A 19,393-nucleotide genomic window follows, 5' to 3' on the forward strand; every position below is an offset into this window, starting at 1 on the left:
TTCACAAGGGATCCGGAATGAACACCTATTGCCTGACGGTCGCCTGTCCGACCGCCCGTGGAATCGTCGCCGCCATCGCCACCCTGCTGGCGGAGGAAGGCTGCAACATCGTCGACAGCTCTCAGTTCGACGATCTCGAAACCGGTCGCTTTTTCATGCGCGTCAGCTTCACCTCGGACACCGGCGCCTCGCTGGACCGGATCGCGGCCCGGTTCGCCCCGGTGGCGGCCCGGTTCGACATGACCCACGCCTTCCACGACGAGGCCACCAAGATGAAGGTGGTCATCATGGTGTCGCGTTTCGGGCATTGCCTGAACGATCTGCTCTACCGCTGGCGGATCGGCGCCCTGCCGGTCGACATCACCGCCGTGATCTCGAATCACATGGACTATCAGAAGCTTGTCGTGAACCACGACATTCCCTTCCACTGTATCCCCGTGACCCGGGCGAACAAGCCTCAGGCCGAGGCGCAGATCATGCAGGTGGTCGAGGAGACAGGTGCCGAGCTGATCGTGCTGGCCCGCTACATGCAGATCCTCAGCGATGAGATGTGCCAGAAGATGTCGGGCCGGATCATCAACATCCACCATTCATTCCTGCCATCCTTCAAGGGCGCGAACCCCTACAAGCAGGCCTACGAGAGGGGGGTGAAGCTGATCGGCGCGACCTCGCACTATGTCACCGCCGACCTCGACGAAGGCCCGATCATCGAACAGGACACCGTCCGCGTCACCCATGCCCAGTCACCGGGCGATTACGTGTCGCTTGGCCGTGATGTCGAAGCGTCGGTGCTGGCCCGCGCGATCCACGCCCATGCCCACCACCGGGTCTTTCTGAACGGCACCAAGACCGTGGTCTTCCCCGCCTCTCCGCGTGGCTTCGCGTCGGAACGGATGGGGTAGGCACGGGCGCGGGGCAGGGCAACGGCCCGCCCCCGCGCCCGCCGCATCACGTTTGAAGCCGAAGGGCCTGATGCAGGCTGATGGTCCGGTCGCCGCGATACCGGTGTGACCAAGCCCCCCACGCGCTGCCATGCCGCGGTGACCGCAACGCCTTCCAAATTGGGCCGGGGCGCGGTAGGCAGTCCAATCCTTGAAGAGATTGGGCAGCTCATGGCGCAGAAAGCCACCATCTATAAAATCGAATTGTCGGTCTCGGACATGGACCGGCACTATTACGAAACGCACCGCCTGACCGTGGCGCGCCATCCGTCGGAAACCGACGAACGGCTGATGGTCCGCGTGATCGCCTTCGCCCTGAACGCGCATGAGCAGCTTGAGCTGGCCAAGGGCCTGTCCACCGACGACGAGCCCGACATCTGGCGCAAGAGCCTGAGCGGCGAGATCGACCTGTGGATCTCCTTGGGCCTGCCGAGCGAGAAGGTCATCCGCCAGTCCTGCAACAAGGCCGCCGAGGTCATCGTCTATGCCTACGGCCGCACGGCCGAAACCTGGTGGGACAGGACAAAGGGGGCCACCACCCGGTTCGACAATCTGCGGGTGCTGCACCTCGGGGTGGACGACACCGAAGCGCTGGCCGCATTGGCCAGCCGGTCGATGAAGCTGCAGATCAACATCCAGGAAGGCGAGGTCATGGTCGCGATGGACGACACCGTGATCTACCTGACGCCAGACACATGGAAGGGCACGGCCTGACGATCTGCCAGGGGGATCCAGGTTTGGACGCTTGCCCTGGCCCGCCGGTATCCCTGCCGCCCAGGATCGCCAACAAGACACCGCCCATCCCGTGCGGTATGACCGACACGGGCGTCATTTTCGCACCTAGGTCTGCGATGTGGCGAGAGAAGATCAGGCGCGCGCGGTCCTGCGGATCGGTGACGATCAGGGGCGCGTTTTGCGACCAATCATGGGAAGGTGAGAGCTTTGACCAAAGCGGTCGCAACCACCCACGGCGAGTGGTCGGGGTTGGTTTCTCGGCACCTGTCAGGAGATAGCCATGGCAGCCCGTAGGGGAATCGAACCCCTCTTTCCAGGTTGAAAACCTGGCGTCCTAACCGATAGACGAACGGGCCGCGCTTGGCGTGAGGCGGTGTTTAGGCAAAGCGCCGATCCACCGCAAGGGGAAATTTTCGCGTTTTTGAAGATTTTCTTTCAAGCTGCTCCCAAAGCGGGTCAGCCAATGGGAAGAGCCAACAAAACAAGGGGTCACGCGACGGGCGCCGCATCCTCCAGTCGCATCTGAACGCTTTGCCGACCACCCCAGGTGTTGATCTCAAGCCGCCCGGCCAGGTGGAATCTCTTGCCCGAGCGTTCCGACAGGGCGGGGCCGATCGGTCCGTCGAAGGCGCCAAAGCAGATCGCGTCCAGTGACGCGCCCAGCCCGTCGCCGAACCGCAGCTTCAGATGGCTTTCCCCGACCCGCTTAGCAAAGCTCACGGTGACATCGGGAAAGGCGAAGCGCGGGGCAGAGGCGCCTGCGCCGAAGGGACCCGCCGCCTCGATCGACCGGATCAGGTCGACCGTCGCGCCGCCGGGCATCAAGAGCCCGTCCAGGCGCAGATCCGCCGCGCCGCCCAGCCCGGCGCCCTGTTTCGCCAGAAGCTCGCTCAGCCGCGCCATGGCGGGCTCCAGCAGGTCACGCGCGACGGTCAGGCCCGCCGCCATCTTGTGCCCGCCACCCTTGATCAGCTGCCCCTCGGCCGCCAGCCGCTGGATCGAGGCGCCAAGGTCCACGCCCGCCACCGACCGGCCCGATCCCTTGCCCTCGTCGCCGTCCAGCCCGATGACCACGGCAGGCCGGTTCGTGGCCTCTTTCAGGCGCGAGGCGACGATGCCCACGACGCCCGGATGCCAGCCTTCGCCCGCCGCCCAGACCAGCGGCGCGTCCAAGCCCCGCTCCTCGGCCTGCGCCAGCGCGGCGGCGGTCACATTGGCCTCGATCTCGCGCCGTTCGGCGTTCAGATCGTTCAGCCGGTCCGCCATGGCGGCGGCCTCGTGCGGGTCTGTGCAGGACAGAAGCCGCGCCCCCAGGTCCGCCTTGCCGATCCGCCCACCCGCGTTGATCCGCGGGCCCAGCAGGTAACCGAGGTGATAGGCCGCAGGCGCCGTATCCATCCGCGCCACATCCGCCAGCGCCGCCAGCCCGGGCCGGGCGCGCCGCCCCATGACGACCAGCCCCTGCCGGACAAAGGCGCGGTTCACCCCGATCAGCGGCGCCACATCGGCCACCGTGGCCAGCGCCACCAGGTCCAGCATCGACATCAGGTCCGGAAGCCCCTTGGCCCCGTCCTCGCGGGCCTGCCGGTTCGCCTCCACCAGCATCAGAAAGACCACGGCCGCCGCGCACAGATGCGCCAGCGCCCCGTCCTCGTCCTGGCGGTTGGGGTTCACGCAGGCGACGCAGTCGGGCAGGGTCTCTCCGCCCAGGTGGTGGTCCAGGATCACCACGTCGCACCCCGCCGCGGCCACCGGTTCGTGGCTCAATGTCCCGCAGTCGACACAGACGATCAGGTCATGCGCCGCCCCCAGCTCCTGCATGGCGGGCACGTTCGGCCCATAGCCCTCGTCGATCCGGTCGGGCACATAAAGCGTCGCCTCGCGCCCCATCTGGCGCAGCCAGTCGATCAGCAGCGCGGCCGAGGTGCCGCCGTCCACGTCGTAATCCGCAAAGACGGCAATCCTCTCGCGCCCCTTCACGGCCCGCAGGAACCGCGCCGCTGCGGCCTCCATGTCCCGAAGGGATCGCGGATCGGGCAGCAGGTCGCGCAGCGAGGGGGCGAGGAAGGCCTCGGCCTCTGCCGCATTGACCCCGCGCCGGGCCAGCACCTGGGCCAGGGCCCGGTCCAGCCCGGTGGCCTGCGACAGGGCCTCGGCCGCGCGGTCGATCTCGACCGGCGGGCCGACCCACCTGCGCCCCAGGAGAGAGGAGGATACACCCAGGAAATCCATCAGGTCAGAAGCTCCCCTGCTTCATCTTGCCAGAAATACTCCCGCCGGAGGCCTCCCGCAGGCGCCCCCCGCGCGGCCTCAGACCTCTTCGATGCGGATCGCCACGGGCGTGCCCTCGACGACACCGGTGCGGTCCATCGCCGACAGCGCCCGGTCCAGCGCGTCGCGCTGCGTCTTGTGCGTCACGATCAGCACCGGCGCGCCATCGCCTTCGTGGTCGTACTGGCGCATCCGGTAGATCGAGATCCCGGCCTCGCCCAGCACGGTCGCCACCTTGGCCAGCGCACCCGGTTTGTCCTGCAGCATCATGCGCAGGTAATAGGCGGCTGGCGTGCCGGATTTCGCCGGAGTCGCTTCGATCAGGCTGCCCGCAGGCTGGCCGAAGACCGGCAGGCGGACACCGCGCGCGATGTCGCAGACGTCCGCCATCACGGCCGAGGCCGTCGGCCCTTCGCCTGCGCCCGGTCCGCGCAGCACGATCTGCTGCACCGCATCGCCCTCAAGCACCACCATGTTCGTCCCACCCTCCAGCTGTCCAAGCGGGGAGGTCGCGGGCACAAGGCAGGGCGACATCCGCTGTTCCAGCCCGCGCCCGGTCATCCGCGCGACGCCCAGAAGCTTGATCCGATAGCCCATGTCGGCGGCGGCGCGGATGTCCTCGATCGTCAGGCGGCCGATGCCCTCCAGCTCCATCGCGGCGAAATTCACCTGCGTGCCAAAGGCGGCGGCGGCCAGGATCGACAGCTTGTGGCCCGCGTCGATCCCGCCCACGTCCAGGTTCGGATCAGCCTCGAGATAACCAAGCTGGTTGGCTTCCTCGAAGACCGTCTCATAGGGCAGCCCCGCGCTTTCCATCCGGGTCAGGATATAGTTGCAGGTGCCGTTCATCACGCCCATGACGCGGGTGATCTGGTTGCCCGCAAGGCCTTCGATCAGCGACTTCACCACCGGGATGCCGCCCGCCACGGCGGCCTCGTAGCGGATCACGCGGCCGTTCGCCTCGGCCAGCTCTGCCAGGGCCTGACCATGCACGGCCAGCATCGCCTTGTTGGCGGTCACCACGTCCTTGCCGGCCTTCAGTGCGGCTTCGGTGGCGGCCTTGGCGGGCCCGTCCGATCCGCCCATCAGTTCGACGAAGACATCGACATCGTCGCGGGTGGCGAGGGTGACGGGATCGTCTTCCCAGGCATAGCCATCCAGCGGCACGCCGCGATCCTTGTCACGGGTGCGGGCCGACACCGCCGAGATCTCGATCCGCTGGCCGGTGCGTGTGGACAGCATCTCTGCCTCGCGCCGGATGATCTTGACCACCCCCACGCCGACCGTGCCCAGCCCCGCGATACCCAAACGCAACGTGCCGCTCATTCCCGCTCACTCCGCCTTAAATGTTGTCTAGGCGGCTCTAGCGGTTTCGCGCCGACCGTGCAACGCGCCATTGGCCGCGCGGGTCGGCCGTGGGCGTTCTGGGGTCTACTGCGACCGAAGGCGCGCCGCCCGGGCGCGAAGTGCTGCGGCGCGCGCGGTCAGCGCGGCGTCATCGCCGTCCTCGATCCGGGGATCTTCGGTGCGGGCCAGAAGATCGGGCAGGGGGGCCAGCGGCGGGTAGGGGCCGTCCAGCTCTGATGCGGGGATGTCGCGCGACAGATCGGGGAATTCGGCGCAGCCCGCGCCCGCCAGAAGCGTCAGAACCACAAGGCTGCGGATGATCATGGCATTCTCCCGTCAATCGCGTCGGACCCTGCCGCATCGGGCGCGCGGGGGCAAGCGGCCTTGATCTGAACAAGCGTTCAGATACAACGGACCAATGGCCCGAACCGCAGGATCCCATTCCGCCCTGACCGCGCCCCGCATCCGCGAGGCCGCGCAGGTGCTGTTCGCCCAACAGGGCTTTGCCGCCGTGTCGATGCGCCAGATCGCGGCCGAGGTCGGGGTGCAGGTCGGCGCGCTTTACAATTACACCGCCGACAAGCAGAGCCTGCTGTTCGACCTGATGACCGCCCATCTTGAGGATCTGCTGGCGGCGCTGGATGCGCGCCCCTTGCCCGAGGATCCGGTCGCCGCGCTTGAGGTTTTCACGCGGTTCCACATCCGCTTTCACGCCGAACGCCCCGACGCCGTCTTCATCGCCTACATGGAACTGCGCAACCTCACGCCCGACAACTTCGCCGCCGTCGAGGCGCTGCGCCACCGCTATGAGGACCGCCTGACCGCGATCCTCGCCTCGGGGCAGCAGACAGGCGCTTTCCGGATCGAGGACCCGCGCATCGCGACCATGGCCATCATCGCCATGCTGACGGGGGTCAACACCTGGTTCCGCCAGTCCGGTCGCCTAAGCCTGGAGGATGTCGAAGCCATCTACTGGGACATGACCCGCCGGATGGTGGCGGACTAGGTCGCGTCCCAAGCCGACCCGTAGGGTGCGTGCTTGCACGCACCGCACCCCGCGGACCACGCCCCTAGTGCGCCGGCTTGATGAACGTCCCGTTGCGCAGTTCGGAAAACGCCTGCTGCAGTTCCTCGGCCGTGTTCATCACGATCGGACCGTGCCAGGCGACGGGTTCCTGGATCGGCGCGCCTGAAATCAGCAGAAAGCGCACACCCTCTTCGCCCGCCTGAACCGTGATCTCGTCGCCCGTGCCAAAGCGGATCAGGGTCCGGTTGCCGGACATGTCGCGAATGTTGACCTCTTCCCCGCGCACTTCCTTTTCCAGCAGCACGCCCGTGGGCGCCGAGGCATCGGCAAAGGCGGCCGATCCTTCGAAGACATAGGCAAAGGCGCGGCGGTAGAGGTCGACCGGAAGGGTCTTCTTCACCCCCGGCGGGATCGAGATATCGAGGTATTGCGGATCGGCGGCGATGCCGTCGACCGGCCCGCGCTTGCCCCAGAACTCGCCGACCACGACGCGCACGCGGGTGCCATCATCGTCGATGATCTCGGGGATCTCCTTGGCCTCGACGTCCTGGTAACGCGGGGTGGTCATCTTCAGGTCGCGCGGCAGGTTCGCCCAAAGCTGGAACCCGTGCATCTGGCCGTTGGCGTTGCCCTGCGGCATCTCCTGATGCAGGATGCCGGACCCTGCTGTCATCCATTGCACGTCCCCCGCACCAAGCGACCCGGTGTTGCCCAAGCTGTCGGCATGATCGACCGTGCCCGACAGGACGTAGGTGATCGTCTCGATCCCGCGGTGTGGATGCCAGGGAAAGCCCGACTGGAAATCGCGCGGATCCTCGTTGCGGAAATCGTCGAACAGCAGGAAGGGGTCAAGCTCGCTCGGGCGGTGGAACCCGAAGGCGCGGTGCAGTTTCACGCCGGCCCCTTCCATGGTGGGTTGGGCGCGGCGGGTCTCAAGCGTGGGGCGGATGGACATGGGCGTCTCCTTTCACCGCCAAATCTAGGGTGCCGCCCGCCATCGGCCAAGATGGCAAAGCCTTCGTCCCGGCACGGGATCTGTGCGGCAATCCACAGTGGGCTTGCAATGGACCAAGGGCTCCTCTACCGCAGCCGCATGAGCCAGATCGACGCGACCTCCGCCCCGCTTGCCACGGTTTCCGTATCCCCCGGCCGCCGCATCTTCGGCGTCGCCGTTCTGGCGGGGCTGTCCGTGCTGCTGCTGCGCATGGCGCTGGCGGGGGCGGGCGGAAGCTGGCTGGACGCGATGGTTCTGCTGATGGGGCTGGTCGCGGCCCTTGGGGCCTGGGTGATGTACCGGGCCACGCGGCGCAGCGTGATCCTGACCCGCGAGGGGGTGTTCGACAGCACCGGCACCTGCCTGACGACGCTGGACGACATCGTCACCGTCGATCGCGGCACCTTTGCCTTCAAGCCGTCGAACGGATTTCTTCTGCGCACCCGGACCAAGGCCACGCGCCTGTGGCAGCCGGGTCTTTACTGGCGCTTTGGTCGGCGGATCGGCGTCGGCGGCATCACTCGGGCCGCCGAGGCCAAGCAGATGGCGGATGTCCTGGCCGTGACACTGGCCGAACGCGCCGCCGAGGATACGGCCGGTTAACTTGGCGTGCCGTCGTCCCATTTCAGCTGGTCGGCGAAGCGCGGGTTGACGAAGACGACCGAGCGCATCTCGAAATCATCCATGCCGATCTTGAACGGGATCACATAGTTGTTCCAGGTCTCGACCAGGATGAATTCATCGCCGGATTCGACCTCTGGAAGGATTTGACGCAGGTTATTGACCGTGTTTTCGGTCAGCGCCTCATGGCTGCCGACGCCGCGTTTCTTGGACCATTTCACCGTGTACTTGTCGGTGTCCTGATCAAAGCTCAGAACCGACACGCGCATCGCGGGCGCATTCGACCGGGTCAGTGCCTGGAACAGTTCGAACGTGCTGTCGACATAGGTGTCGTTGATCTTGTCCGTTTCGCGCGAATAGGCGTCCGCTAGTGTAAAGGCGGCCTTCTGGTTCACGCTTTTCATCCGCAGCATGTCGAAAAAGCTGAACATGGCCACATAGGTCCAGATGACCAGCGGCAGCAGGATGATCGCTTCGGTCGCGACAAGGCCACGGGTGTCGCGGCCATAGTCGGCAATCGCATGGCGCAGCCGGGCCGAGATCAGGGACAGGGCAGAGGGGCGGAACTGGGTCATGGCCATCTCAGGGTTCGTTCACGAATGCGGTGACGGAAAACAGGGACATGTCCCCATTGCCGTCCTTGGCCACCTGTTCCCCCAGACCGAAGGTCGGGAAGACGGGGGCGATCTTGACGCAGGCCCGCAGCACCATCAGCTCGTTCGTGCCGCCGGTGACGAAGGCGCGGACCGGGCTCATTTCCTCGGACTTGTCGATGCAGTCGGCCTTGGGCGGCAGCGAGGTATAGGCGCGCAGGTCCACGGGCTGCATTTCAAGCCGCAGGCTGGCGCCACAGTCGGGCAGATAGCCGGCATAGGTGCAGATCCGGGATTTCACCTTGGCATGGGTCGGGTCGGTGACCAGCCCCAGCCGCAGGTCGCGCACCGCCATGTCGAGCCCGCGTTCCAGCATGGTCTGGCGGAAGGCCATCAGGCCCATTTCCGCCGAGGACAGCAGGAACATCACGAAGACCGGCAGCATGACCGCAAAGTCCGCGATGACCGCGCCCGTCTCGTCGCCGAGCCAGCGTTTGAGGTGGGTCTTGAGAGAGAAGGAGCAGGTCATCAGAGCGTCAGTCTCAGCTGCTTGAGGTTGCGGGCGATGGATTTGAAGGCGTCAGAGATCTGCACGCCCTCCACCCGGTAGAAGTGCGAGGCCGAAGAGGCGCAGTTTTCCATCTGCGTCGCGGCGTGATTGTTGATCTCGAACCCGATGGTGTAGATCAGGATGCCCTGGTTCTTGGCGGCGGTGCAGATGTTCTGCAGCAGCAGGTCGCCATAGGACGCGGAATAGGCCACTTCGAAGAATTCGTTCTGCAAGCTGTAGTCCGCATCGTCTTCGAAGATGTTGATCGCGTTGGTGGCCCAGTAATACCGCATGTCCGGCGTGTCGTAGGCGAATTCCTTGATCGTCTTGGTTTCGGTGTTCTGGCCATCGGTCATCAGCACGACAACCTTCAGGGCCATGCCGTTCAGCGGCGCCGGGCGATCGCGGAAGGCTTCGTCAACCAGGCTGGCGTCGACCATGCTGTTGATCACCGGGCGGAAGGCCGGATCCAGCAGACCCACACCCCATTTCATGCCAAGGTGGATTGAGGTCTGTTCGCTGCCCTGCAGCTGGCCGATCTGGGTCTTCAGCGCGGTGGCGTTCTGGCTGACCGGAGTGATGCGTTCATAGCTGTTGGTCGGGCAGGGCGGCACAGGCCAGTAATCATAGTGCTTGAAGTAGGGCGCCTGCAGATAGTGATCCGCCGGATCGATCGCCGTCGTGTCGAAATCGGTCGCCTTGAACTTCACGCAGTAGGAATAGTTGTGCAACTGGCGCACGTTCATCCGGCTGAAGATCTCGTAGCCCGCGTTCACGTCGCCGGTATAGGGCACAAGGTTGACCGACACGTGGTTGACGGCCTCGGCCGGCAGCACGGTGTCGATGAATTCCTTCGCGGCCGTGTGCAGGCGCGTCATGCGGTTGTTGTCGCTCATCGAGCCCGAGATATCGAGAACCAGCGACACTTCGGAATCGCCCATGGCCTGTTCGGCGCGGCCCTGCACGGGCACGGTGAACTTCTCGAATCCGAGCGGCTTGAGGAAGGGGGTCTTCACGTCGGCCTTGAGCTTGACGGTGACGGACGTGCCCTGGGACGTGTCGACGGTGATGTCATCGCGCGAGATGTAGGAGGCAAGGTTCGCCTTGGCGAAATAGTCCATCACCACATCTTTGGGCAGCAGTTCGTTGTCCTTGTGTGCTGCGGCGAGTGTAGAGGTGTCGATGACCTGCTGGATCCGTGTCCGCTCCATCTCGGTCCGCATGACCTCGACGCCGAAGCCGGCGACGATCATCATGATCAGAAGAATACTCATCACCAGGGCCAGCATGACGCCGTCTTCCGCCTTGGCGTAATGCACGACATGCTGGCGCAGCCTGCTGCGCGCTGCCTGCACGAGATGGGCAATCCGGAACGTATCAGCCATGTCTCTACCTCTGTAGACCTGTCCCGCACCGTCCTGGACCGCGTGGGCAGACTTATTCTCCGTCGGAAGTGTTAACGGGGGATTCAGGCTGAAATGCGGCCATATTGCGGTGTGTCGGGGGAAAGGGCCGGGATCGCGGACGATCCCCGGCGTTCACGTGAGATTAAACTTGTTAAGCTCAGGTGGTGACAGAGGCCCGATGCACGGGCAGGGTACCCTTGTTCCCAGCAGGAGGAGGCGGACGATGAATGAAATGCCCAGAACCGAGCTGAGCTTTCGCGACAGCGTAGACCTGATGTTCAACCGCGCGGTGGCGCTGGTCGACCTTCCGCCGGGGCTCGAGGAAAAGATCCGCGTGTCGAACGCGACCTACACGGTGCGCTTTGGCGTCCGCCTGCGGGGCCAGATCCACACCTTCACCGGCTACCGGTCGGTGCATTCGGAACACATGGAGCCGGTCAAGGGCGGCATCCGCTATGACCTGGCGGTCAACCAGAACGAGGTCGAGGCGCTGGCGGCGCTGATGACCTACAAGTGCGCGCTGGTCGAAGCCCCCTTCGGCGGATCCAAGGGCGGGCTCTGCATCGATCCCCGCGCCTGGGAGGAACACGAGCTTGAACAGATCACCCGCCGCTTTGCCTATGAGCTGATCAAGCGCGACCTGATCCACCCCGCGCAGAACGTCCCCGCGCCCGACATGGGCACCGGAGAGCGTGAGATGGCCTGGATCGCCGACCAGTACAAACGGATGAACACCACCGACATCAACGGCAATGCCTGCGTCACCGGCAAGCCGATCGGCGGTGGCGGGATCCAGGGCCGGACCGAGGCCACAGGGCGCGGCGTGCAATACGCCCTGCAGGAATTCTTCCGCGAACCCCGCGACGTCGCCCGCACCGGCATGGAAGGCGACCTGGACCGCAAGCGGGTGATCGTGCAGGGCCTGGGCAACGTGGGCTATCACGCGGCCAAGTTCCTGTCAGAAGAAGACGGCTGCATCATCACCACCATCATCGAACGCGACGGCGCGCTGGTGTCGCACGACGGGCTTGATGTCGAAGATGTGCACCACTGGATCGCGCAGCACGGCGGCGTGACGGGCTATCCGAACGCGCGTTATTTCGAAGACGGCAACGCGCTGCTGGAACAGGAGTGTGACATCCTGATCCCCGCCGCGCTGGAAGGCGTGATCAACATGTCGAACGCCGACAACATCAACGCCAAGCTCATCATCGAGGCCGCGAACGGCCCCGTCACCGCCGGCGCGGACGAGATCCTGCGCCGCCGTGGGATCGAGATCATTCCCGATCTCTACGCCAATGCGGGCGGGGTCACGGTGTCCTATTTCGAATGGGTCAAGAACCTCAGCCATATCCGCTTTGGCCGGATGCAGCGCCGCCAGGAAGAGGCCCGTCACGAGCTGATCATCCGCGAACTTGAACGGCTCGATTCCTACCTCGGCAACGCCTGGTCGATGAGCCCGGGGTTCAAGTCGAAATACCTCAAGGGCGCAGGAGAGCTCGAGCTTGTCCGCTCGGGCCTCGACGACACGATGCGCGCGGCCTTCGACTCGATGCGCGCCGCCCGCGATGCCAAGGCCGAAGTGACGGATTTCCGCACCGCTGCCTATATCGTCGCCATCGACCGCGTCGCGGCAAGCTATCGCGCGAAGGGGCTGTAGCCTGCGCGCGATCTGCCCGTTCCGGCGGCAGGTCGCGTCCTGACCACCCGGTGCCGCATCCGGAGATTGCATTCCCTCTGCCCGACTGGTTTGTTCGGGCAGGGGGATCGCGATGCGCTTCAATGCACTGAAAATTCTGACCGAAGGGCTGACCGGCAACAAGGGATGGGGCCCGCACTGGCGCGATCCCGACCCGAAACCCGCCTATGACATCGTCATCATCGGCGGCGGCGGGCACGGTCTGGCGACGGCCTTCTACCTGGCGCAGCAACACGGGCTGACCAATGTCGCGGTGTTGGAAAAAGGCTACCTCGGCGGTGGCAACATGGGCCGCAACACCACCATCGTGCGGGCGAACTACTACCTTCCCGGCAACTCGGAATTCTATTCCCATTCGCTGAAGCTTTGGGAGCGGATGGAGAGCGATCTCAATTACAACGTGATGCATTCGCAGCGCGGGCTGATCAACCTGTTCCACTCCGACGGCCAGCGCGACGCCGCCGTCCGGCGTGGCAACGCGATGATCAACCAGGGCGACGACGCGATCCTGCTGGGGCGCGACGAACTGCGCAAGATGCTGCCCTATCTCGATCACGACACCGGGCGGTTTCCGATCCACGGCGGCCTCTACCACCCGCGCGGCGGCACGGCCCGGCATGATGCCGTGGCCTGGGGCTTTGCCCGGGGCGCGTCCGACCGGGGGATCGACCTGATCCAGAACTGCGAGGTCACGGGCATCGACGTGGAAGGCGGGCGGGTCACGGGCGTGCAGACCTCGCGCGGGCAGATCCGCGCGCGCAAGGTGGCCATCGTCACGGCGGGGCGGTCGGGGCAGGTCGCGGCCATGGCGGGTCTGCGCCTGCCGATCGAAAGCCATATCCTGCAGGCCTTCGTGACCGAGGGGCTGAAGCCCGTCATCGACAATGTCGTCACCTTCGGCATGGGGCATTTCTACATCAGCCAGTCCGACAAGGGCGGGTTGGTCTTTGGCGGTGATCTGGATTTCTACCCAAGCTACGCGCAGCGCGGCAACCTGCCTACGGTCGAACACGTGATGGAGGCCGGCATGACCCTGATGCCCATGCTGTCACGCGCCAAGGTGCTGCGCAGCTGGGGCGGGATCATGGACATGACGCCCGACGGATCGCCGATCATCGACAAGGCTCCGATCGACGGGCTCTATCTGGACTGCGGCTGGTGCTATGGCGGCTTCAAGGCGGTGCCGGGGTCGGGCTTTGCGCTGGCGCACCTGCTGGCGACGGACCGACCGCATGACAGCGCCACCGGCTTCCGGCTGGACCGGTTCACCACGGGGCGCGGGCTGATGGACGAAGAAGGCACCGGCGCGCAGCACAATCTGCACTAGGCGACCCTGGGCGGCCGGGTATGCCTCCGGCGGGAGTATTTCTGGAAGGTGAAGACGACATGCGACTGACCTGCCCCCATTGCGGCACACGCGACCTGCGGGAATTCACCTATGGCGGCGCGGCGCTGGAACGCCCGACCGGGGACTGGGGCCCGGCCTGGGATGCCTATGTCCACCTGCGGGAAAATCCGGCCGGTGCCTCGTTCGAATGGTGGCAGCACGATGTCTGCGCCACCTGGCTGAAGGTCGATCGCGACACCCGGACCCACGTGATATCCCAGGTGACGGAGGCCCGGGCATGAGCCGTATCGCAGGCGGGCTGATCGACCGGACACGTCCGGTGTCTTTCACCTTCGACGGTCATGCCTACCAGGGCTTCGCCGGTGATACCCTGGCCTCGGCCCTGATCGCCAATGATCAGCGCACCGTCGCCCGGTCGTTCAAGTACCACCGTCCGCGCGGCATCCTGAGCGCGGGAAGCGAAGAGCCGAACGCGCTGGTGACCCTGGGGCGCGGCACGGGGCAGGAGCCGAACGCCCGCGCCACGATGGTCGAGCTGCGCGAGGGGCTGGCGGCGCGCAGCCAGAACGCCTGGCCCTCGGTCGGGTTCGACCTGATGGAGGTCAACGACCTGGCCGCGCCCTTTCTGACGGCGGGCTTCTACTACAAGACGTTCATGGGGCCCTATCGCATCTGGGAGCGCCTGTTCGAACCGGCGATCCGTCGCGCCGCCGGCCTTGGTGTCCTGTCCAAAGAGGCCGCCGACCTGCGCTTCGAAAAGGCCTTTGCCTTCTGCGATCTGCTGGTCATCGGCGCGGGGCCGACCGGGTTGATGGCCGCGCTCACGGCGGCCGAGGCCGGGGCCGACGTGATCCTGGCGGATGAGGATTTCCTGCCCGGCGGGCGGCTGAATTCCGACAGGCAGGAGGTGGGGGGGCAGGCCAGCTCCGCCTGGGCGGGTGAGGTCACCGCCCGGCTCGAGGCGATGGAGAACGTCCGCATCCTGCGCCGCACTGCCGTGACCGGGGTCTACGACCAGGGCACCTATGGCGCGCTGCAACGCCATGCCCCCGGACCCACCCGACCGCTCGAGACCTTCTGGCGGATCGTCGCCCGTCACGCGATCCTGGCCGCAGGCGCCGTCGAACGCCCCGTGGCCTTTGCCAACAACGACCGTCCCGGCGTGATGCTGGCGGGGGCCGTGCGTACCTACGTCAATCGCTTTGCCGCCGCGCCGGGCCAGACGGCGGTGGTCTTCGGCGCCTCGGACAGCGTGCATCGCACCGCCGCCGATCTGCGTCGCGCGGGCGTGCATGTCGCGGCGCTGGTCGATGCGCGGGACGCCCCCTGCGATCTAGATGTGCCGTTCTATCCCGGTGCGCAGGTCGAACGGGTCCTGGGGCGCGAGGCCGAGGGCGTCGTGATCCGCCGCGCCGACGGCACCGAGGAACGGGTTCAGGCCGATCTGGTCGCCATGTCGGGCGGCTGGAACCCTCTGGTGCATCTCAGCTGCCACATGAACGCGCGGCCCGTCTGGCGCGACGACATCGCGGCCTTCGTGCCCGCGCCGGGCGCGGTGCCGGGGATGATCCCGGCGGGGGCCTGCAACGGAGAGGTGACCACCGCCGCCTGTCTGGCCGCCGGTCGGGACGCGGCCCGGCAAGTGGTGTCCGATTTGGGGTTGAGCGGGGCCAGCCCCGATCTGCCCGAAGCCGAGGATCGCGAGGCCCGCGCCGAACCGCTCTGGGTCGTGCCGGGCAAGGGCCGCAAGTGGGTCGATTTCCAGAACGACGTGACCACCAAGGACGTCGAACAGGCGGCGCGGGAAAACTTCCGCTCGGTCGAGCACATGAAGCGTTATACCACGCAGGGCATGGCCACCGATCAGGGCCGCACTGGCGGCGTCACGGCACTGGCGGTTCTGGCCGACGCGACAGGGCGGTCGATCCCCGGCACCGGAACCACGACATATCGCCCGCCCTATACGCCGGTGCACATCGGCGCGCTTGGGGCCGGCGGGCAGGGCAAGGGCTTTGCCCCGGAACGGTTCACCGCCGCGCATCCGGTGCATCTGTCGATGACCGCCCCGATGATCGAAGCGGGGCTGTGGTATCGTCCGTCCTTCTACCCGCGCGAGGGCGAGAAGACCTGGCGTGCGTCGTGCGACCGCGAGGCGCTGATGGTGCGTAATAGCGTGGGCATCTGCGACGTCACGACGCTCGGAAAGATCGATGTGCAAGGGCCGGATGCGGCTGAATTCCTTGACTTCGTCTACACCGGCACGATGTCGACGCTGAAGGTGGGCCGGGTCCGCTATGGCCTGATGCTGCGCGAGGACGGGCAAATCATGGACGACGGCACCTGCGCCCGTCTGGGCGAGGCGCACTACCTTGTCACCACGACGACGGCGGCGGCGGGTCTGGTGATGAAACAGATGGAGTTCGCGGCCCAGGTGCTGCGCCCGGATCTGGATGTGCGGCTGATGTCGGTGACGGAACAGTGGTTCCAGGCCGCCGTGGCCGGGCCCAAATCGCGCGATCTGCTGAACGATCTGCTGGACGCGCCGCTAGAGCCCGAGGACTGGCCGTTCATGGCCTGCGGCGCGGTCAGCGTCGGCGGTGTTCCGGCGCGGCTTTTCCGGATCAGTTTCTCGGGCGAACACGCCTATGAACTGGCGGTGCCCGCGCGCTATGGGGAAAGCCTGTTCCGACAACTGGTCGCCCGGGCCGAGTCCATGGGCGGCGGCGCCTACGGGATGGAGGCGCTGAACGTCCTGCGCATCGAGAAGGGGCTGCTGACGCATGCGGAACTGGACGGGCGCACAACGGCTTATGACCTGAACCTCAAGGGCATGATGAAGCGCAGCAAGGATTTCGTAGGGCGCGCCGCCGCCGGTCGCGAGGGCCTTTTGGACGAAGACCGCCCGCGTCTTGTCGGCCTGAAGCCCACGGGCGCGGTCAAGCAGCTGACCGCCGGAGCGTTTCTGTTCGACCCCGAGGCTGAACCGACCCGGCCGAACGCGCAAGGCACGATCAGTTCCGTCGCCTTTTCCCCCACGCTTGGCCATTTCATCGGGCTGGCGCTGCTGAAGGAAGGCCCCGACCGGCATGGCGACACCGTGCGCATGGTCGATCACCTGCGCGGGATCTCGACCCTCTGCGAGGTTTGCGATCCGGTGTTCTTTGACCCCGAGGGAGGACGCGTTCGTGGCTGACCTGACCCTGATCGCCAGCACGCCCGCGACCGGCACCCTTCCGGTGACGCGCGGCACCATGACACTGTCGCAGGCCGATCCCGGCCCGCTGACCTCAATCGCGCCGTACAAGGGGCAGGCGGGGGCCGTGTCCGACGCGCTGCAGGCAGCGACCGGCCTGGCGCTGCCCGGGGTTGGCACCTGTGCGACGGGTAAGGGCGCGATCCAGTGGTTCGGGCGCGACCTCTGGCTGCTCTCGGACATGGCGGCCCCGGACCTGCCGGGCGCGGCGCTGACCGACCAGACGGACGCCTGGGTGACGCTCGACCTGACCGGACCGCAGGGGGCAGAGGTCATGGCCCGGCGGGTCCCGATGGACCTGCGGCTGGCAGCCTTCCCCGAAGGCGCGACCGCGCGGACCGAGATGCACGGCATGATGGTTTCGGTGACCCGCACCGGGCCGGACGCGCTGCGTATCATGGCCTTCCGGTCGATGGCGAAGACGCTGGCCCATGCGATGATCGAAGCGATGGAGAACGTGGCCGCTCTCTGAGCCAAGGCGCACGGTCGCCGGTGGGCAGCCTTGCGTGACCCCATCCTGAGCGGACGCTCCTGCCGTGCGATCAACTCTGCCCGACCCGTCTGGACACCCCCGCCCGCAACCCGGATAATCGGGTCATGAGTCTCCCTCCCGGTTTCCTTGATGAACTGCGCACCCGCGTGAGCCTGTCCCAGATCGTGGGAAAGAAGGTGTCGTGGGATATGCGCAAGTCCAACCAGGGCAAGGGTGACTGGTGGGCACCGTGCCCCTTCCACCAGGAAAAATCCGCGTCTTTCCATGTGGATGACCGCAAGGGGTTCTACTATTGCTTCGGCTGTCACGCGAAAGGCGACGTGATCTCCTTCCTCAAGGACGCCGACAACATGGGCTTCATGGAGGCGGTCGAGGTACTGGCCCAGGAAGCTGGTATGCAGATGCCCGCCCGCGACCCGCAGGCCGCGAAGAAGGCCGAAAAGCGCGCAGGCCTCGCCGATGTCATGGAGATGGCGGTCAAACACTACCGCATGATGCTGGGATCCGGCGCCGCACAAGAGGCGCGCGCCTACCTCGACCGGCGTGGCATGTCGCGGGACACCCAGGACAAGTTCGAGATCGGCTTTGCCCCTGACGGCTGGCAGGGCCTCTGGGACTACCTGCGCAACAAGGACGTGCCGGAGCAGATGATCCTGGCGGCGGGCCTGGCGAAGCCCTCGGACAAGGGGCGCAACCCCTATGACGTCTTTCGCAACCGGATCATGTTTCCGATCCGCGATGCGCGGGGGCGGTGCATCGCCTTCGGCGGCCGGGCCATGGACCCGAACGACCGCGCCAAGTACCTGAATTCACCCGAGACCGAGCTGTTCGACAAGGGCCGGAGCCTGTACAACCACGGCCCCGCGCGCGAAGCCGTCGGCAAGGGCCAGCCGCTGATCGTGGCCGAGGGCTACATGGACGTGATCGCCCTCGCGACGGCCGGGTTCACCGGGGCCGTCGCGCCGCTTGGGACGGCGGTGACCGAGAACCAGCTGGCGATGCTCTGGGCGGTCAGTCCCGAACCTGTCGTCGCGCTGGACGGCGACAAGGCGGGCATTCGCGCGGCGATGCGCCTGATGCATGTCGCGCTGCCGCTGCTGCAATCGGGCAAGTCCCTGCGCTTTGCCGTGCTGCCCGAAGGCAAGGACCCGGACGATCTGATCAAGGCCGATGGTCCGGCCGCGATGCAGGCGGTGCTGGACAAGGCGTTCCCGCTGGTCGACCTGCTGTGGCGCGAGGCGACCGAGGGCAAAAGCTTTGACAGCCCCGAACGCCGGGCCGCGCTGGATGCCGACTTGCGCAACGCGATCAAGAAGATCCCCGACCAGTCGCTGCGCCGCCACTATGGCGATGCGATCAAGGAACTGCGGTATCAGCTGTTCCGCCCCGCGCGCTCGGGTGCCGCATGGTCGCCGAAGAAAAAGCTGACGCCGATCCGGTCGACCACCCGGGCCTCGGCGCTGACGGCGGGCGGGCCGATGGCCGAACATGCCATGCGCGAGGCGGTGATCCTTGCGACCATCATCTCGACCCCCGACGCCGTCCCGGCCTTCGAAGGGCAGCTGGAACTGATGGAGTGTCACGACCCCGACAATGCCCGGATGCGCGATCTGGCCCTGCGCCATTATCACGACGGGGCCGAGGTGCTGCGCGACGCGATTTGCGAAATTCTGGGCCCCGAGACCCTTGAACGGCTCATGTCGCAGCCCCATGTGGCCATTTGCCCGACGGTGCGAAAGCCCGGTGACATGGATATCGCTCGCATGACCCTGGCCGAGGAACTGGCCAAGCTGAAGGCGCGGCGCGGTCTGCAGGACGAGATTGCCGAAGCCGAGGAAGAACTGTCGGGCGCTGCGGACGAAGCCGTGACACACCGCCTTTCCGCCGCGCGGGAGGCCGTCGAACGGGCCATCCGGCCGCAGTCCCGTGACAAGGGGGATTACGAACTGGGCCAGAACGGCGCGCGAATCAGTCGGGAAGAGAAGGGCGCTTTCGAGGCCATTCTCGGAACGATTCGCTTCGACAAGGGGCGAAAATGATCAGTTTGGGTAACAAATCCCTAAAGAATTAACGCCAGAAGGGTGTGCGTGACCGCGAATCACGCTATTGATTCGG

General features: G+C 66.1%; 17 protein-coding genes and 1 tRNA gene. 10 read left to right on the forward strand and 8 right to left on the reverse strand.

Translation table 11 applies throughout. The annotated features are described in order from the left end of the window. Positions 1-17: 17 nt before the first annotated feature. Both purU and E4S58_RS04730 read left to right on the forward strand, forming a co-directional pair. Positions 18-902, forward strand: a complete 885-nt coding sequence (gene purU / locus E4S58_RS04725) for a formyltetrahydrofolate deformylase (protein ID WP_136635138.1) — start codon at positions 18-20, stop codon at positions 900-902. A gap of 210 nt (positions 903-1,112) precedes the next feature. Continuing rightward, on the forward strand, positions 1,113-1,655 hold the full coding sequence (locus E4S58_RS04730) for a YaeQ family protein (RefSeq protein ID WP_136635139.1): 543 nt from the start codon (positions 1,113-1,115) through the stop codon (positions 1,653-1,655). Between the two features lie 302 nt (positions 1,656-1,957). Here the strand turns inward: E4S58_RS04730 and E4S58_RS04735 are convergent. The 4 genes from E4S58_RS04735 to E4S58_RS04750 form a co-directional block, all read right to left on the reverse strand. Next, positions 1,958-2,032, reverse strand: a tRNA-Glu gene (locus E4S58_RS04735). A gap of 133 nt (positions 2,033-2,165) precedes the next feature. Beyond that, positions 2,166-3,908, reverse strand: a complete 1,743-nt coding sequence (gene recJ, locus E4S58_RS04740; protein ID WP_136635140.1) for a single-stranded-DNA-specific exonuclease RecJ — start codon at positions 3,906-3,908, stop codon at positions 2,166-2,168. A 78-nt stretch (positions 3,909-3,986) separates the two neighbouring features. Next, a complete protein-coding gene (locus tag E4S58_RS04745; RefSeq protein WP_136635141.1) occupies positions 3,987-5,273 on the reverse strand; it encodes a homoserine dehydrogenase in 1,287 nt (428 codons plus the stop codon). Positions 5,274-5,378: 105 nt separating this feature from the next. Beyond that, positions 5,379-5,618, reverse strand: a complete 240-nt coding sequence (locus tag E4S58_RS04750; protein WP_136635142.1) for a hypothetical protein — start codon at positions 5,616-5,618, stop codon at positions 5,379-5,381. A gap of 94 nt (positions 5,619-5,712) precedes the next feature. On the opposite strand from E4S58_RS04750, the gene E4S58_RS04755 reads away from it, so the two are divergent. Beyond that, positions 5,713-6,300, forward strand: a complete 588-nt coding sequence (locus tag E4S58_RS04755) for a TetR/AcrR family transcriptional regulator (protein WP_136635143.1) — start codon at positions 5,713-5,715, stop codon at positions 6,298-6,300. A gap of 64 nt (positions 6,301-6,364) precedes the next feature. Here E4S58_RS04755 and E4S58_RS04760 read toward each other — a convergent pair whose 3' ends face one another. Beyond that, complete coding sequence (locus tag E4S58_RS04760; protein ID WP_136635144.1) at positions 6,365-7,276, reverse strand: pirin family protein; 912 nt, start codon at positions 7,274-7,276, stop codon at positions 6,365-6,367. A gap of 108 nt (positions 7,277-7,384) precedes the next feature. Between E4S58_RS04760 and E4S58_RS04765 the strand changes: the two genes are divergently transcribed. Then, complete coding sequence (locus E4S58_RS04765; protein ID WP_169052594.1) at positions 7,385-7,918, forward strand: hypothetical protein; 534 nt, start codon at positions 7,385-7,387, stop codon at positions 7,916-7,918. Here the strand turns inward: E4S58_RS04765 and E4S58_RS04770 are convergent. Genes E4S58_RS04770 through E4S58_RS04780 form a run of 3 tightly spaced genes read right to left on the reverse strand, consistent with a single transcriptional unit; the run spans position 7,915 to position 10,464 of the window. After that, the gene (locus tag E4S58_RS04770) at positions 7,915-8,511 is read right to left on the reverse strand and encodes a TadE/TadG family type IV pilus assembly protein (RefSeq protein ID WP_136635146.1); all 597 of its coding nucleotides are present in this window, start codon (positions 8,509-8,511) and stop codon (positions 7,915-7,917) included. The genes E4S58_RS04765 and E4S58_RS04770 overlap by 4 nt on opposite strands. Before the next feature lie 7 nt (positions 8,512-8,518). Beyond that, positions 8,519-9,058: a TadE/TadG family type IV pilus assembly protein gene (locus E4S58_RS04775; protein ID WP_136635147.1), complete on the reverse strand. Its 540-nt coding sequence runs from the start codon at positions 9,056-9,058 to the stop codon at positions 8,519-8,521. Next, positions 9,058-10,464 (reverse strand): pilus assembly protein TadG-related protein, encoded by a 1,407-nt coding sequence (locus E4S58_RS04780; RefSeq protein WP_136635148.1) that lies wholly within the window; start codon positions 10,462-10,464, stop codon positions 9,058-9,060. The genes E4S58_RS04775 and E4S58_RS04780 overlap by 1 nt, the downstream gene beginning before the upstream one ends. Before the next feature lie 253 nt (positions 10,465-10,717). On the opposite strand from E4S58_RS04780, the gene E4S58_RS04785 reads away from it, so the two are divergent. The 6 genes from E4S58_RS04785 to dnaG all read left to right on the forward strand — a co-directional run bounded on the left by E4S58_RS04785 (position 10,718) and on the right by dnaG (position 19,317). After that, complete coding sequence (locus tag E4S58_RS04785; RefSeq protein WP_136635837.1) at positions 10,718-12,145, forward strand: Glu/Leu/Phe/Val family dehydrogenase; 1,428 nt, start codon at positions 10,718-10,720, stop codon at positions 12,143-12,145. Positions 12,146-12,257: 112 nt separating this feature from the next. Beyond that, entirely contained in the window at positions 12,258-13,511 is a 1,254-nt protein-coding gene (locus E4S58_RS04790; RefSeq protein WP_136635149.1) for a sarcosine oxidase subunit beta family protein, read from the forward strand. Positions 13,512-13,570: 59 nt separating this feature from the next. After that, the gene (locus E4S58_RS04795; RefSeq protein WP_136635151.1) at positions 13,571-13,813 is read left to right on the forward strand and encodes a sarcosine oxidase subunit delta; all 243 of its coding nucleotides are present in this window, start codon (positions 13,571-13,573) and stop codon (positions 13,811-13,813) included. Then, entirely contained in the window at positions 13,810-16,725 is a 2,916-nt protein-coding gene (locus E4S58_RS04800) for a sarcosine oxidase subunit alpha family protein (RefSeq protein ID WP_136635152.1), read from the forward strand. Before E4S58_RS04795 ends, E4S58_RS04800 begins: the two co-directional genes overlap by 4 nt. Beyond that, positions 16,718-17,257 carry a sarcosine oxidase subunit gamma gene (locus E4S58_RS04805; protein ID WP_240789458.1) on the forward strand — a complete coding sequence of 180 codons (540 nt, stop codon included), beginning with the start codon at positions 16,718-16,720 and terminating at the stop codon, positions 17,255-17,257. Before E4S58_RS04800 ends, E4S58_RS04805 begins: the two co-directional genes overlap by 8 nt. A 125-nt stretch (positions 17,258-17,382) precedes the next feature. Next, positions 17,383-19,317, forward strand: coding sequence for a DNA primase (dnaG, locus tag E4S58_RS04810; protein ID WP_136635156.1), 1,935 nt, complete (start codon positions 17,383-17,385; stop codon positions 19,315-19,317). Positions 19,318-19,393: the final 76 nt, after the last annotated feature.

The sequence above is a fragment of the Pseudooceanicola onchidii genome (genome assembly GCF_004959925.1).
Taxonomy (GTDB): Bacteria; Pseudomonadota; Alphaproteobacteria; order Rhodobacterales; family Rhodobacteraceae; genus Pseudooceanicola; species Pseudooceanicola onchidii.

What these genes read in the sequence shown, in the direction of transcription:
- purU (WP_136635138.1), top strand. Translation starts at nt 18, where the DNA reads ATGAACACCTATTGCCTGACGGTCGCCTGTCCGACCGCCCGTGGAATC.
- E4S58_RS04730 (WP_136635139.1), top strand. Translation starts at nt 1,113, where the DNA reads ATGGCGCAGAAAGCCACCATCTATAAAATCGAATTGTCGGTCTCGGAC.
- recJ (WP_136635140.1), bottom strand. Translation starts at nt 3,908, where the DNA reads ATGGATTTCCTGGGTGTATCCTCCTCTCTCCTGGGGCGCAGGTGGGTC.
- E4S58_RS04745 (WP_136635141.1), bottom strand. Translation starts at nt 5,273, where the DNA reads ATGAGCGGCACGTTGCGTTTGGGTATCGCGGGGCTGGGCACGGTCGGC.
- E4S58_RS04750 (WP_136635142.1), bottom strand. Translation starts at nt 5,618, where the DNA reads ATGATCATCCGCAGCCTTGTGGTTCTGACGCTTCTGGCGGGCGCGGGC.
- E4S58_RS04755 (WP_136635143.1), top strand. Translation starts at nt 5,713, where the DNA reads ATGGCCCGAACCGCAGGATCCCATTCCGCCCTGACCGCGCCCCGCATC.
- E4S58_RS04760 (WP_136635144.1), bottom strand. Translation starts at nt 7,276, where the DNA reads ATGTCCATCCGCCCCACGCTTGAGACCCGCCGCGCCCAACCCACCATG.
- E4S58_RS04765 (WP_169052594.1), top strand. Translation starts at nt 7,385, where the DNA reads ATGGACCAAGGGCTCCTCTACCGCAGCCGCATGAGCCAGATCGACGCG.
- E4S58_RS04770 (WP_136635146.1), bottom strand. Translation starts at nt 8,511, where the DNA reads ATGACCCAGTTCCGCCCCTCTGCCCTGTCCCTGATCTCGGCCCGGCTG.
- E4S58_RS04775 (WP_136635147.1), bottom strand. Translation starts at nt 9,058, where the DNA reads ATGACCTGCTCCTTCTCTCTCAAGACCCACCTCAAACGCTGGCTCGGC.
- E4S58_RS04780 (WP_136635148.1), bottom strand. Translation starts at nt 10,464, where the DNA reads ATGGCTGATACGTTCCGGATTGCCCATCTCGTGCAGGCAGCGCGCAGC.
- E4S58_RS04785 (WP_136635837.1), top strand. Translation starts at nt 10,718, where the DNA reads ATGCCCAGAACCGAGCTGAGCTTTCGCGACAGCGTAGACCTGATGTTC.
- E4S58_RS04790 (WP_136635149.1), top strand. Translation starts at nt 12,258, where the DNA reads ATGCGCTTCAATGCACTGAAAATTCTGACCGAAGGGCTGACCGGCAAC.
- E4S58_RS04795 (WP_136635151.1), top strand. Translation starts at nt 13,571, where the DNA reads ATGCGACTGACCTGCCCCCATTGCGGCACACGCGACCTGCGGGAATTC.
- E4S58_RS04800 (WP_136635152.1), top strand. Translation starts at nt 13,810, where the DNA reads ATGAGCCGTATCGCAGGCGGGCTGATCGACCGGACACGTCCGGTGTCT.
- dnaG (WP_136635156.1), top strand. Translation starts at nt 17,383, where the DNA reads ATGAGTCTCCCTCCCGGTTTCCTTGATGAACTGCGCACCCGCGTGAGC.